Annotated in this window: 12 protein-coding genes; 5 read left to right on the plus strand and 7 right to left on the minus strand. The window is 72.4% G+C overall.

Features of this window, described 5'->3' with window-relative positions; translation table 11 throughout:
- Positions 1 to 59: 59 nt before the first annotated feature.
- From VGP36_12915 to VGP36_12925, 3 genes are read right to left on the minus strand one after another with little or no spacing between them, the layout of a single operon-like run.
- Positions 60 to 1,007 carry an ABC transporter permease gene (locus VGP36_12915; GenBank protein HEV7655616.1) on the minus strand — a complete coding sequence of 316 codons (948 nt, stop codon included), beginning with the start codon at positions 1,005 to 1,007 and terminating at the stop codon, positions 60 to 62.
- A 43-nt stretch (positions 1,008 to 1,050) separates the two neighbouring features.
- The gene (locus VGP36_12920; GenBank protein ID HEV7655617.1) at positions 1,051 to 2,892 is read right to left on the minus strand and encodes an ABC transporter substrate-binding protein; all 1,842 of its coding nucleotides are present in this window, start codon (positions 2,890 to 2,892) and stop codon (positions 1,051 to 1,053) included.
- Between the two features lie 12 nt (positions 2,893 to 2,904).
- A complete protein-coding gene (locus VGP36_12925; GenBank protein ID HEV7655618.1) occupies positions 2,905 to 3,339 on the minus strand; it encodes a hypothetical protein in 435 nt (144 codons plus the stop codon).
- Between the two features lie 49 nt (positions 3,340 to 3,388).
- Between VGP36_12925 and VGP36_12930 the strand changes: the two genes are divergently transcribed.
- Complete coding sequence (locus tag VGP36_12930; GenBank protein HEV7655619.1) at positions 3,389 to 4,738, plus strand: HAMP domain-containing sensor histidine kinase; 1,350 nt, start codon at positions 3,389 to 3,391, stop codon at positions 4,736 to 4,738.
- A gap of 75 nt (positions 4,739 to 4,813) precedes the next feature.
- Complete coding sequence (locus VGP36_12935; protein ID HEV7655620.1) at positions 4,814 to 5,713, plus strand: GNAT family N-acetyltransferase; 900 nt, start codon at positions 4,814 to 4,816, stop codon at positions 5,711 to 5,713.
- On the opposite strand, the gene VGP36_12940 is transcribed toward VGP36_12935, so the two are convergent.
- The gene (locus VGP36_12940) at positions 5,659 to 6,186 is read right to left on the minus strand and encodes a hypothetical protein (GenBank protein ID HEV7655621.1); all 528 of its coding nucleotides are present in this window, start codon (positions 6,184 to 6,186) and stop codon (positions 5,659 to 5,661) included. The genes VGP36_12935 and VGP36_12940 overlap by 55 nt on opposite strands.
- Before the next feature lie 497 nt (positions 6,187 to 6,683).
- Between VGP36_12940 and VGP36_12945 the strand changes: the two genes are divergently transcribed.
- Genes VGP36_12945 through VGP36_12955 form a run of 3 tightly spaced genes read left to right on the plus strand, consistent with a single transcriptional unit; the run spans position 6,684 to position 10,702 of the window.
- Positions 6,684 to 7,937 carry a hypothetical protein gene (locus tag VGP36_12945; GenBank protein ID HEV7655622.1) on the plus strand — a complete coding sequence of 418 codons (1,254 nt, stop codon included), beginning with the start codon at positions 6,684 to 6,686 and terminating at the stop codon, positions 7,935 to 7,937.
- Entirely contained in the window at positions 7,934 to 10,123 is a 2,190-nt protein-coding gene (locus tag VGP36_12950; GenBank protein ID HEV7655623.1) for a tetratricopeptide repeat protein, read from the plus strand. The genes VGP36_12945 and VGP36_12950 overlap by 4 nt, the downstream gene beginning before the upstream one ends.
- Before the next feature lie 9 nt (positions 10,124 to 10,132).
- A complete protein-coding gene (locus VGP36_12955; protein ID HEV7655624.1) occupies positions 10,133 to 10,702 on the plus strand; it encodes a flavin reductase family protein in 570 nt (189 codons plus the stop codon).
- On the opposite strand, the gene VGP36_12960 is transcribed toward VGP36_12955, so the two are convergent.
- The 3 genes from VGP36_12960 to VGP36_12970 form a co-directional block, all read right to left on the minus strand.
- Positions 10,653 to 11,129: a helix-turn-helix transcriptional regulator gene (locus VGP36_12960; protein ID HEV7655625.1), complete on the minus strand. Its 477-nt coding sequence runs from the start codon at positions 11,127 to 11,129 to the stop codon at positions 10,653 to 10,655. The two genes, VGP36_12955 and VGP36_12960, sit on opposite strands and share 50 nt — an antisense overlap.
- Before the next feature lie 575 nt (positions 11,130 to 11,704).
- Positions 11,705 to 13,162, minus strand: coding sequence for a HAMP domain-containing sensor histidine kinase (locus VGP36_12965; protein ID HEV7655626.1), 1,458 nt, complete (start codon positions 13,160 to 13,162; stop codon positions 11,705 to 11,707).
- A gap of 2 nt (positions 13,163 to 13,164) precedes the next feature.
- On the minus strand, positions 13,165 to 13,654 hold a 490-nt coding region (locus tag VGP36_12970; protein HEV7655627.1), incomplete at its 5' end, for a response regulator transcription factor.

A 13,654-nucleotide genomic window follows, 5' to 3' on the forward strand; every position in this document is an offset into this window, starting at 1 on the left:
CGCCGGCGCCGGCTCGGCCGCGACCGCATGGAGCTCGATCGGCTCCACCGGGTTCACGCTCACGAGTACCTCACCCTCGGGTCGAGCAGCACGTATGAGATGTCGGCCAGCAGGTTGCCGAGCACCGTCGCCACCGCGGTCACCAGCACGACGCCGAGCTCGACCGGGTAGTCGGAGGTCTGCGCGGCCTGCCAGAACAGCAGTCCCATCCCCGGGAAGTTGAAGATCGACTCGGTGACCAGCGCGCCGGCGAACAGCGCCGGCAGCGACAGCCCGATCAGGGTCGCGATCGGCAGCAGCGCGTTGCGCAGGATGTGCCCCCGCAGCACCCGCGCGGACGAGCAGCCCTTGCTCCGGGCCGTCCGGACGTAGTCCTGGGTGACGTTGTCCAGGACCGAGGAGCGCATGTAGCGGGAGAAGCCGGCGATGCTCAGCAGCGCCAGCGTGACGATCGGCAGGATCATCGCGCTGAACTCGGTGAAGATCGGCACCACGCCGTCGGACTGCGGCGCCTCGGGCGGCAGCAGGTCCAGCTTCTGAGAGAACAGCAGCACCGCGATCAGCCCGAGGAAGAACGTCGGCGCCGCGTAGAAGACGAACGACAGGCCGGTCGCGGCGTAGTCGAAGAACCGGTTGCGCCGCACCGCCTGGTAGACCCCGACCGGGATCGCGACGACGAGGGTGAAGGCCAGCGCGAGCGCGTTGAGGATCAGCGTCTTCGGCAACCGCTGCTGCAGCAGGGATCCGACCGACTGGTTCAGCTTGAAGGAGAACCCGAAGTTCCCGGTCGCCCAGTGCCGCAGGTATTCCAGATACTGGATCGGGACGGCCCGGTCCAGCCCGTTGTCCTGGTTGAACTGGGCGATCTGCGCCGGCGTGGCCCGGGGACCGAGGACGGCCCGGGCCGGCCCGCCCGGCAGCTGGTGCAGCAGCACGAACACGAAGATCGTGACGACGAGGACGACCACGACCGCTTGCGCGACCCGGCGGAGCAGGTAGCCGATCATGTGCTTCTCCTGTTCCGCCGGGTCGTCTGGTCAGCAGATCCGCTCAGTAGTGCCAGTTCTCCGGGGTGAGCGAGCCGAACGGGTTCTGCGGGGTGACGCCCTGCAGCCCGTTGGCCACCTCGGTCAGGCTGTACGTGTAGTTCGGCTGCCAGATCACCGGCAGGGCCTTCGCCAGCGCGTCCTCGTAGGAGAGCATCACCGCGGTGCCGCTCTGCACATTGCTGTCGTGGATCAGGCTGTCGATGGCCGGGTCGGAGAAGCTGCCGGAGTTCGAGCCGGCGCCGGTGCCGAAGATGCTCTCCCCGGTCGGGTAGTAGTCCGGCGCGTAGACCCAGCCGCCGCCCCAGTTCTCCAGCTGCCACGTGCACTTCGAGCCCGTGCAGGGCACCGCCGCGGCGGTGACCGTGTTGAACGGCGCGGAGCTGAGCGAGATCTGGATGCCGACCTGGGCCGCGTTGGACTTCAGCGACTGCATCGCCGTGTTCACGGTCTGCTGCCCGCTGGCGAACTGCAGGTCGAACGCGAGCTTCTGGCCCGCGGTGATGCCGGCGCCGCAGTTGGTCGGGCCGGTGCCGGGGCTGGTGCAGGTCGACGTGCCGCCCGGGACGACGTTCCAGCCGTGCGAGGTCAGGTAGTTCTTGGCCGCCCCGATGTTGAACGGGTACGGGTTCTGCTTCTCCAGGTCCGAGACCAGCGGGCTGTTCGGGAAGGTCGGGACCGGTCCCGTCGTCGGCACCCCGTACCCCTTGGCCGAGGCGCTGATGACCGAGTTCTGGTCGACCACCGACTGGAAGGCCTGCCGGAAGTAGAGCTGCTTGAAGATCGGACCGACCGTGGGGTTGTTGAAGTTCAGCGGGAAGTAGTTGACCCCGTAGAGGAACCACGGCGCGAGCGTGTAGCCGTTCAGCGGGTTGGGCCCCGCGGAGGCCGGACCGCTGCCGGCCGGCTTGGCCCGGGAGACGTCCTGGGTCGGCAGGTAGCCGACGTCGATCGTCTTGCCCGGCCGCAGCACGTTGAACTGGGCCGAGTCGGTCGTGAAGGGCGCCAGGTTGAACTTCTTCAGCGTCGGCTTCTTCGGCCCCGTGTACGCCGAGTTCGGGACGAAGCTCACGCGCCCGTCGGCGTTGAACGTGGACAGCTTCCACGGGCCGTCCACGACCTGCCAGAGCGGGTTCGTCGCGTACGTCGGCAGGTCCTTGGTCTGCGCGAGCATGTAGTCGTAGACCTTCGCGCAGCCGCCGACCGCGGTCGCGCAGGTGCCCGGGCTCTTGGCCGCGGTCATGTCCCACGCCTTCGGCATCGGGGTGATCTGGCCGAGCTGGTTGTAGGTGAACCACTGCTGGCTGTATGCGGCGTCCAGCGTCAGCACGACCGTGGTGTCGTTCGGCGCGGTGGCGGCCTTCACGTTGTCCGGGAACTGCCCGGGGACGTAGCCGGCGTAGTTCGCCTTCTCCGCCTGCTCCATGTGGATCCAGAACAGCACGTCGGCCGAGGTGACCTTCGACCCGTCCGACCACGAGTACGGCTTCAGCGTGATCGTCACCGTCTTGCCGCCGTCGCTGTAGACGGGCAGGTTCGCCAGGCTCAGGCCGGGGTTGATGTTCGGGCCGCCGGCGTCGTCCCCGAACCAGTACAGCGGCCGGTACATCAGCTGCTGGAACTCCCCGGCGTTGACCACGCTGAAGTTCGCGATGGGGGTGAACGGCCAGATCCAGTTGGGCACCGTGGCCGGCGGTTCCGCCATGGTCGCGGTGTTGGCGGACTTACCGGGCGCGTTGCCGCCGCCCGACGCCGAGTTGGTGCCGGACGAGCCGCACGCCGTCGCGACCAGTGCCGCCGCGACGAGGCAGACGCCCAGCCGGTACCGGGGACGAAGTCTGATCATTTCCGGGCCTCCCTAGGGGTGTGACCGGGTCGAGCCGCGGGCGATCTCGGTCAGCGCGGCGATCCGGGCGAGCTCCGTGTAGAGCCGGCCCATGTCCGCGCGCAGCTCCTCGGCGGCCGCGCCGGCCCGGCGGCCCTGGTCGAGCTGGTACTGGGCGATCTCGGCGGCGATGCGCCCGGCCCGGCGGGAGGCCATGAGCGCGACCGCGACCTCCAGCGCCGCCAGCGCGGACAGGCCGAGACCGACCAGCGTGACGGACCGGCTGCCGCCGGGCACGGCGAGCACGGCGGCGACGGCGATGCCCGCCGCCACCAGGCTGACGTACGCCCAGGAGCCGCCGGCCCGGCAGAGCAGGTCGGCCGCGCGCTCCCCGGCCGGCAGCCGCTGGCCGGACCGGACGCCCGGATGCGGGTCGATACCCGGGGCGTCGGCGCCGGACGGGGTCATGCCTGCCACCATCGATCGTCCCCGATGAGAGCATCATGAAAGCTCGGAGGTGGGTCTGCTGCGGCTGCTGCCACCCTCGCTGCGGGCCCGGCTGATCGTCCTGTTCGCAGCGGGCACCACGATCGTGTTGCTGGGGTCGCTCGCGCTGCTGTACGCCGTGCTCGCCCGGCAGACGGGTGACGCGGTGGACGCGGAGCTGGCCGGGCGGAGCCGGGACCTGGCCGCCAGCGTCCGTACCGGCGACGTCAGCGCGGTGTCCGACGACCTGATGGCGCAGCTCTACACCGGCACCGGCGGCGTCCTGGCCAGCTCGCGGTCGGTCGCCGGTCACCGGCTGCTCAGCCCGGCTCAGGTCACCGCCGTCCGCGCGACGAGCCTGGTCAGCCTGTCGCTGCCGCTGGGCCACCACGGACAGTCGGTCCGGGAGCGGCTGCTCACCCGGCGGGTCGACCCGACCGGCCCGGTCCTCACCGTGGCGGTGCCGGCCGACGCGGTCGAGCGCGGCAGCACCCGGCAGCTGCTGGTGCTGGCGCTGGCCGCGCCGGTGCTGGCCGCGGCGCTGGGAGCGCTGGGCCGGCGGATGGTCGGCGCGGCATTGCGCCCGGTCGACCTGCTGACCCGGGAGGCGGCGACGATCTCGACGCTGGAGACCGGACGCCGGCTGCCGGCGGTGCCCGGTGACGACGAGTTCGCCCGGCTCGCCGCGACGCTGGACGGGATGCTCGCCCGGCTGGCGGTCGCATTCGACCGGGAGCGGGCCTTCGTCGACGACGCCAGCCACGAGCTGCGGACCCCGCTGGCCGTGCTGCGCGGAGAGATCGAGCTGGCGCTGGGGGCACTGGACGACCGCGCCGAGGTGGAGCAGTCGTTGCTGGCCGCCCGCGGCCAGGTCGACCGGCTCACCCGGCTGGCCGAGGACCTGTTGCTGCTGGCCCGGGGACGGGCCGGCGCGCTGGTGGTCCACCGGGAGCCGGTCGACCTCTCCGAGCTGGCCGTCGCCGAGGTGGCCACCCTCGCCCCGATCGTCGGTCTGCGGATCGACGCCACCTGTGCGCCGCTGGTCGTCGACGCCGACGCGGGCCGGCTCCGGCAGGTGCTGGCGAACTTCGCGGCCAACAGCGCGGCGGCCGGCGCGACCGCGGCCCGGATCCGGGTCGACACCGACCGCGGCACCGCCCGCATCGAGTGGGCCGACGACGGACCGGGCTTCTCCCCCGCGCTGCTCGACTCCGCGTTCGAGCGGTTCGTCCGCGGCGACAGCGCCCGCACCAGCGGGGGCGCCGGCCTCGGCCTGCCGATCGTCCGGGCCGTGGTGGCCGCGCACGGCGGCACCGTGCAGATCGCCAACGGCCCACCCCTGGGCGGAGCAGTCGTCACCGTGCGCCTCCCGCTCAGCTGACCCCGCTGACCGGCCGCGCGAGACGGCCGGGATCCGGGGCTATCCTGCTGCCGGCCGCGGGGACGGAGGCAGTGGATGGACGGGGTGCTCGCCGGGGTGGCTGAGCGCTGGCGGGCGCTGGATCCGCTGCTGCCGGGGCCGAGCCTGCCGGCGGGAGCGCCGGGGCTGGCGGTACCGGGGGCGGTCGGGGCGCCGCGGCAGCTGTCCCCGCAGCCGGGCAGCGCGCTGCCGATGTGGTTCGCCGCGCACCGGTTCAGCCTCCGGCCGCTGGTCGCCGGTCCGGACGTCGCCGGTGCGCTGGACCGTCTGCTCGCCGAGTGGTCGACCCAGGTCCGGGCCGATCCCCGTGCCGCCGACGAGGACTCGGCCGCGTACGTGTACGTGCCCTCCCGGGACACCGAGACATTCCACCCGCTGCTGTCGCACGGGCTGGTCCCGTACGTCGTCGTCGCGGCCCGGACGGTCGCCCGGCCCGTCACCGCCGGCGCGACGATCCGCCGCGCCGGTCCCGGCGACCTGGCCGCGCTCAGCGAGCTCGCGCTGGCCCAGGCCCGCTCGGAGCTGGAGTTCGGCTCCGCGATCGACCGGCCGGACGTGGCGGAACGGTTGCGGGCCGAGCTGGCGGAGCAGCTCGACACGCCGGACCCGTGGGTCTGGCTGGCGGAGATCGACGGCCGGGTGGTCGGCGCGCTGAGCGCCGAGCGACCCGACGCGAACGACTGGCTGGCACCGTTCACCGACCTGCGACCGATCGGCTACGTACGGATGGCGCGGATCGAACCGGCCGCCCGGGGCGCCGGGGTCGGCGCCGCCCTGACCGCCGCGGCCCACCACGCGTTCGACGACGCCGGCATCGCCTGCACACTGCTGCACTACTCCCTGCTCAACCCGCGCTCCGGCCCGTTCTGGCACCGCATGGGCTACCGTCCACTGTGGACAGCCTGGAAGGCGACCCCCGCCGCCGCACTGCACTGACGCGGCCGAGAGCGGGCCTGGTGCTGCGCCCCCCAGAGGGTCAGGGCGGCGTACGAGGCGGCGATGACGATCAGCCACAGCACCAGCGGCCGCCCGGGCTCCGGTCGCCAGAGCTCGCGGACCAGGTGACCGGCGACGCCGGTGGCGGCCACGGCGATCGCGACCGGCAGGCGCCGGCGCCGGCCGACCCAGAGCATCGCCGCGCCGGCCACCGGGGTCAGCGACACCGAGACGGCCAGCAGTGCCGACAGCACCAGCGCGAGCCGGACCGGGGCGCGGCGGACCAGCACGAGCGCGGCCAGGCCGAGCCCGCCGACGGCGATGTCGAGCGCGATCAGCGCCGGCCGCCCGGTCAGGCCGCTCCACTCGCCCACCAGCGAGGAGAAGCCCAACGAGACCACGGCTGAATACAGGACCCCGGCGATGATGCCGCGGCCGCACGGACGGTTCGAGGTGAGGACGACGCTGCTCATGTCCGGAACGCTAGGTCGGCGCCGGGAACCGCCGACACCGACGAAAGTCTGAGTCGAGGGCACCGGCCGGCTACTTCTCCACCGTGGCGGCGGACCGAGGATCTCCAGGCGTGCCGGGCGGCCGCAGGCCCGACGGTGCGACGAACGGGCGATCCGGCGCACGGTCGACGGGCGGTCGGCCGATGGATTCCCTGGTCGCCCGATGGTCCGAACCTGGGCCGTAACCGGTCCGTGGCGACCTTCTCGACGCCCGGGGTTGCTTGTCTGCTCGTGCCGCCATGGCGCCATGGCGGAGTCGCAGGATCCGCGTTTCGTTCCTGAGGAGGAACAGATGAAGAAGATCGTCGTTCGCAAGGCGAGCTCGGTCCGACTGACCGCCGCGTGTGGCTGCTGCTACAGCGCGTTCAACTTCTGATCGACGCCCCGATCTCCGCTTGCGCGCGGCCGACCGCCGCGCGCAAGCGGGACCGTCGGTCCGCCCGATCCGGGAGGTTCGCGTGTCCGAGACACAACTGCGGTTCCATCCCCTCAGCTTCGTGCCGGAGGGGGACGAGGTACTGGTCGGGCGGCCGGACATCGACTCGTACGCGGTGCTTCCGGTCGAGGGAGCCGCGCTGCTGGAACGGCTGACGCGCGGCGCCACCCCGGCCGACGCCGCCGGCTGGTACGCCGAGACGTACGGCGAGACCGTCGACATGCCCGACTTCCTGCAGACGCTGGACGGTCTCGGGTTCGTGCAGCCGACCGGCCCGGCCCCGGATGCACCGCAGGTGGAACCCGCGGACGGGACTCCGGTCCGGTTCCAGCGGCTGGGTCGGGCGGTGTTCTCCCCTTTCGCCTTCGTTCTGTACCTGCTCGTGGTGCTCTGGTGGCTGGTCGTCGTCAGCCGGCATCCCGAGCTCACGCCGGGGCCGCACCAGGTGTTCTTCACCGACTCGCTGCTGCTGGTGCAGGTCCTGATCATGTTCGGCCAGCTGCCCTGGCTGTTCGCGCACGAGTCCTTCCACGTGCTGGCCGGCCGCCGGCTCGGCCTGCGCACCAGCCTCGGCCTGGGCACCCGGCTGTACGTGATCCTCGTCTTCGAGACGCGGATGAACGGGCTGCTGACCGTTCCCCGCCGCCGGCGCTACCTGCCGTTCCTGGCCGGGATGCTGCTGGACGTCGTGGCGATCTGCGGTCTCGGGATCATCGCGTCGTTCTTCGAGACTCCCGGTGGGGGCGAGTCGCTGCCGGGCCGGATCGCGCTGGCGATGGCGTTCCCGATCCTGACCCGGTTCGCCTACCAGTTCCTGCTCTTCCTGCAGACCGACGTCTACTTCGTGATCGCCAGCGCACTGGGCTGCTACGACCTGCACGCCGCGACCCGGGCGGTGGTGCGCAACCACCTCTGGCGCGCGCTGCGCCGTCCGGACCGCCATCTCGACGTCGGCCAGTGGTCGGAGCGGGACCAGCGGCTCGCTCGCTGGTACGCACCGTTCTTCGCCGTCGGCGTCGTCGTGCTGGTCGGTCTCTGGCTGCTCGCGCTGCGCCCGGTCCTGCTCGGCATCGTCCGGCTGTCCGTACAGGGCTTCCAGTCCCCGGTGCACGACGCGCACTTCTGGGACACGACGCTGTTCGTCGCGTTGAACGTGGCCCAGCTCGCCTTCTACGGACTGATCTACCTGCGCAACCTCGCCCGCTACCGGCGTACCCGGGCCGCAGACCGGTCCGCCGCCCCCGCCGCCACCCTCGGTTGGAGTCAGGCCTCATGAGCACCCACATCTGGATCACCGGGCCCACCCGGGCCGCCCGCCGGGCCGCCATCCAGGCCGGGCCGGACCCGGTCCGCGTCGCCGGGTGCCACCAGCGACTGCGCGGCCCGTACACGGGAACCGGCGAGGTGCTGGGGGCGCTGGTGCCCGAGGCCTTCCGGCGGTGGCCGGAGCTGGTCGAGCAGCACCGGGTGGAGCTGCTGTACACGATTCCCGAGCTGTCCGAGCACATCGGGCCGCCGCCGGACACGCTGGTCGGCAACACCCCGTACGAGGAGCGGACCCGGTACTTCGGTGTGCAGTGGATCCGCGGCATGTCCCAGGGCGTGGTGAACTTCCTGCTCGCGTTCGCGCGGCTGCGGGCCGAGGCCGGCGACCCGGTCCCGCTGCGGCTGGCGTTCGACGACGTGCACGCCGCCGAGCCGACCGAACAGGAACTCCTGGCGATCCTGGTCCGCCGGGCCGATCCGGCCACCCTCGCCGTGACGGTCGGCACCGCCGAGGAGCCGCTGCCGCCGGAGCTGCGCACCGCGCTGCAGGAGTGGGCGACCTCCCGCACCGCGCCGCCGGTGCCGGACGAACGCCCGGCACGCTCCGCCCCGGAGCTGGTCGCCGCCTACGTCGAGGCCGACGGGACGAGCGACGACGCCGCCGAGATGGCCGCGTACGAGGCCGCCGCTGCGGAGTTGCGGGCGCAGTTGCACGACGCCCGCGCGGACGCGCTGGAGGCGGATGCCGACTGGGGAACGCGCCTCGGAGCGCTGCCGTACCACCGGGAACGCGGGTCCGACCCGTCCGGCGTCGGGCGGCGCGTGCTGCGGGAGGCGCTGGACTACTGCGTGGCCACCGGCTATTCCGCCGCGACCGTCGATTTCGGGATGCGGGGACGCGCGGTCTGCGCCGTCGCCGACCAGCAGGACTACTGCCATTTCACCGCCAAGGCCGCCAGCGCGCTGGTGCCGATGGGACAGCCGCGCGAGTGCGAGCGGCTGTACCGCGAACTGCGCCGGCTCTACCCGCTGCCCCGGGTGCAGATGACCAGCAGCTACGCGCTGGCGATGCTGCACACCCGCTTCTACGTGCCCCGCGACCACGAGGCGGCCCTGGAGCTGTCCAACAACGCCCGGGCGCTGGCCACCCTGGAGCGGGATCCGGTCTTCGGACCGTACTTCCAGGTCTACCAGGACAACGGGCTGGCGCTGATCGAGATGCACCGGGGCAACCTGGAGCACTCCCTGCAGCTGGTCACCGACGGCATCGCGCGGCTGGATCGCGAGCTCCCGCCCGACAAGTACGTCGTGCACCGCTCGCAGCTGCTGCACAACCAGACCCGGGTACTGGCCGCGCTCGGCCGCCTCGACGAGGCGTACGCGGGCTTCACCCGGCTGATCGAGTGGGACCCCTACTACGTCGAGTACCACACCGATCGCGGCAACCTGTGCCGGCGACGCGGCGATCTCGTCGCGGCCCTGGCCGACTACGACCGCGCCGTGGAGATCTCCGCCCCGTTCCCCGAGCTCTACTACAACCGGGCCGAGCTGCGGCTCGCGCTCGGCCGGACCGAGGAGGCGCTGCACGACCTCGACCTGCTGCTGCACATGGAGCCCGACTTCGTCGAGGGCCGGCTCAGCCGCGCGATGCTGCGGCTGGCCGCCGGCGATCTCGACGGTGCGCGGCAGGACACCGAGGCCGGACTGGCCGCCGCGCCGGCCGAACCCCGGCTGTGCTGCCTGCTGGGCCGGCTCGAGCAGGAACGGGGGGACCTCGATGCCGCCCGGCTGGCGTACGACCGCGCCCTGGAGGCCGACCCCGCGTTCGCGGCCGCTCTGGTCGACCGGGCCGGGTTGGCCTACGAGCAGGGCGAGCCGGACGCGGCCGAGGCGGACCTCACCGCGGCGCTGGCCGTGCTCGGGCCCGACCCGGACGTGCTGTTCAACCGGGGCGTGCTCAGGCTGGAGAGCGCCCGGTACGAGGACGCGATCGTCGACTTCGGCGCGGCCCTGGCCGAGCCGGGCGCCGACAGCGCCGAGCTGCTCTACCGGCGGGCCTGGGCACACACCAGGGCCGGCTCGTCCGCGCTGGCCGGCGCCGACCTCGACGCCCACCTCGGGTTCGGAGCCAGCGAGCATGCCGAGGAGATATCGACCCTGCGCCGGGAGATCGCCGCCGGCCTCGTCCACCGCTGAGGAGCTGCCGTGTCCATCGACGCCGACGCCTTCCGCGGCGCCCTGGCCCACGTGCCGATGCCGGTCGCCGTGGTCACCGCGCTGGACTCCGGCGGCGAGCCGCACGGGATGACGATCGGGTCGTTGTGCAGCCTGTCCGTCGCTCCGCCGCTGGTGCTGTTCTGCGTCGACCGGGGCGCCGCCGCGCACGGCGTCCTCTGCCGCGCCGAGCGGTACTGCCTCAGCGTCCTGGGTGCCGGTCAGGAGGAGGTCGCCCGCCGGTTCGCCCACCGCGCCCCGGACCGGTTCGCGGCCCAGGTCGTCGGCCTGGACGGTCTGCCCGCGATCGACGGTGCGCTGATGTGGCTGTCCTGCGACCGGCACCAGGTGCTCGACGGCGGCGACCACTCGATCATCGTCGCCCGGGTGGACAGCGTCCGGGTCGGTCCGGGGCGGCCGCTGGTCTACCACGACCGGGGGTACGGCACCATCGCCGCCCGGCTGGCACCCGCGGCCGCCGTGGATGTCCCCGGTCCGGAGTCGGCGCCGGTCAGCAGCGCCCGTCCGGGGCGTCCGGGTTCACTCGCCGCGCGGCGATGACCAGCTCCTCCGCGCCGAGGATCAAGCCGATGGCGACGATCTCCCGGAACCGGCCGATGATCGCGGTGAGCCCCTCCACGCGCGCCATCGGCGTCCTGAGGGACATCAGCGTCACCGACAGCACCTCGCTGGATCCGCCGTGGGCTGCGGCCGGCGACCCGGCGACCTTCCCGACGGCCACCTCCAGCAGGGCTCGCTGCCGCAGCTCGCCCAGGTAATCGGACGGCACTTTCAGCGCCCGGCAGTACGCGGGCAGCAGGTCCTCCGGAGGTATGCGCACGCCGCGCTCGTAGTCCACCAGGCCGCTGTGCGAGCTGAGGCCGAGCTGAGCGGCGAGCCGGCGCAGGGACAGACCGCACGCGAGTCGATGGAGGTGCAATGCCTGACCCAGCTCGAACGCCGGCTCCGTGATGATGCCGCCGGACACCGGAAACGCCGACAAACTCCACTCCTTTTCTGACTCCCCGCCGATAATCCCTTAGTAATAAAGATAAACCCCCGGCGAGCACATTCGTGGACGGTATCACCTCGGATGGCGACCACTCGTGACCCAGAAGAGGGTTTTCTTTTTGGTATTCGCTTTACTCGAGAGGAGCAAATCAGATGAAATGTACGGCCGGCCCGGACGGTGTTGGGTGTCTTGTCATCAATCGTCACCGTTTCGCATCCCGAGGGGTCACCTGGCCTGTCGATTAGCACCTTTTGCACCATTGACGGCGACTCCGGCGGCCGGATCAGCGGCCACGAGGACAGGTTTCGAGCCGCGACTGAATTCGACGCCCAACAATTCCGGCCGGGCGAATACATCGATTTCCCAGGTCATAGGCAACGCGAATACCACTGCCCGGCGCCGTCCTCCGGATCACTTCGACGGCACCAATACGGAAGTGATCCCTGTGGGCTGATCTTCGACAGCGAGCCGAGGACCGGGCGCACGACCGGGCGGGTGCGGCCGGCTGCTGCTGTCCCGAGCCGGCGGGACGCCGAGCCGGCCCAGTGGCGTCAGCCGGCCGGGAGACGGAGAAGGAAGGCGGTGCCCTCGCCGGGGGTGCTGGTGACGGTCAGGGTTCCGTCGTGGACGGTGGCGATGCCGTAGGCGATGGCCAGTCCGAGCCCGGTGCTGCCGTGGTCGCGCGCGCGGGAGGAGTCGCCGCGGGTGAAGCGGTCGAACAGCTCGGCCTGCAGGGCGGCCGCGATGCCGGGGCCGTCATCGCGGACCGCCACTTCGACCGCGGCCGGACCGGGGCTCAGGGTGGTGGTGACCGTCGTCCCGGCGGGGGTGTGGGTCCGGGCGTTGGTCAGCAGGTTGGCCAGCACCTGATGCAGTCGCTCACCGTCGCCGGTGACGGCCACCGCCTCCTCGGGCAGGTCCAGCCGCCAGTGATGTTCCGGTCCGGCGGCCCGGGCGTCAAAGACAGCGTCGAGCACGAGCCGGGTGAGGTCGACCGGCTCGCGGGCGAGCGGCCGGCCGGCGTCCAGCCGGGCCAGCAGGAGCAGGTCCGCCACCAGGGTGCCCATCCGGTCGGTGGCCGAGGTGATCCTGCTCAACGCCTCGGCCACCGGGGCGGACGGCGGGCCGTCCGCGATCCCGGCGTACTCGGCGTGGGCGCGGATCGTCGCCAGCGGGGTCCGCAGTTCGTGGCTGGCGTCGGCGACGAACCGGCGCAGCCGGTCCTCGGTCGCGTCCCGTACCGCCAGCGCGGACCGTACGTGCTCGAGCATGTGGTCGAATGCCACGCTGACCTGGTCGACCTCGCTGGTCGGCTCGGCCGGCCCGAGGCCGGCCGGCAGCACCGTGTCGGCATCGGTGAGCGGCAGCTCGGAGACCCGCAGCGCGGTCGCGGACACCCGTTCCAACGGCTGCAGCGTCCGCCGGACGACGATCGCGGTGGCGGTCCCGCCGGCCAGCACGAGGATCCCGAACAGCGCCGCCTCGATGATCGCCAGCCGGGCCAGGGTGCCGTTGACCGGATGCAGAGGCAGCCCGGTGATCTGGACGTCACCGTCGTGCCCGGCGACGGCCTGCAGTCGGTAGTCGCCGATGGACAGGTCGGCGCTCGACGCCTGCCGACCCGGGGCCAGGGCGGCCAGCAGGGCGGTGTCGGCAGCCGTGAACGTGAGCGTGCGATTGGACCCGTCGTCGCTCACCTCCGCGGCCTGGGCGACCTGGCCGCCGAGCAGGCGGATGCCGATGGTGCCGACCGACTGGCCCGGGACGGCGTTGTCGGCGTCGCCGTCGTCCCCGCCCGGCGCGAGCTCACCCCGTTCGAGGCTGACCGAGAACCGGCCGCCCGCCGCCGCGAGCTGGCTGTCCAGCTGTCCGAGCAGGAACGACCGCAGGAACAGCGCCGTGGCCGCGCCCAGCACCGCGCAGGCCGCGAGCAGGATGACGGCGAGCCCGACGGTGAGCCGCCCGCGCAAGGTCCGGCTCGGCCGCCACCGCGCTCGGGCGGCGGCCACGCTCACGCGGGTGGGCGCAGGACGTACCCGGCGCCGCGAACGGTGTGGATCATCGGCTCCCGGCCGGCGTCGATCTTCTTGCGCAGGTACGAGACGTACAGCTCCACCACGTTGGCCTGGCCGCCGAAGTCGTAGGACCAGACCCGGTCCAGGATCTGGGCCTTGGACAGCACCCGGCGGGAGTTGCGCATCAGGTAGCGCAGCAGCTCGAACTCGGTGGCGGTCAGCGCGATCTCCTCGCCGGCCCGGGTGACCTCGTGGCTCTCCTCGTCCAGGGTGAGGTCGCCGACGCTGAGCACCGAGCCGCTGCTCGCGGCCGCGATCGAGGTGCGCCGCATCAGGCCACGGACCCGGGCCACCACCTCCTCCAGGCTGAACGGCTTGGTGACGTAGTCGTCGCCGCCGGAGGTGAGGCCGACGATCCGGTCATCGATCGAGTCCTTCGCCGTGAGGAAGAGGACGGGGGTGTCGTTGCCGTCGGCCCGGAGGCGG

It is taken from the genome of Mycobacteriales bacterium (assembly GCA_035995165.1).
GTDB lineage: Bacteria > Actinomycetota > Actinomycetes > Mycobacteriales > CADCTP01 > CADCTP01.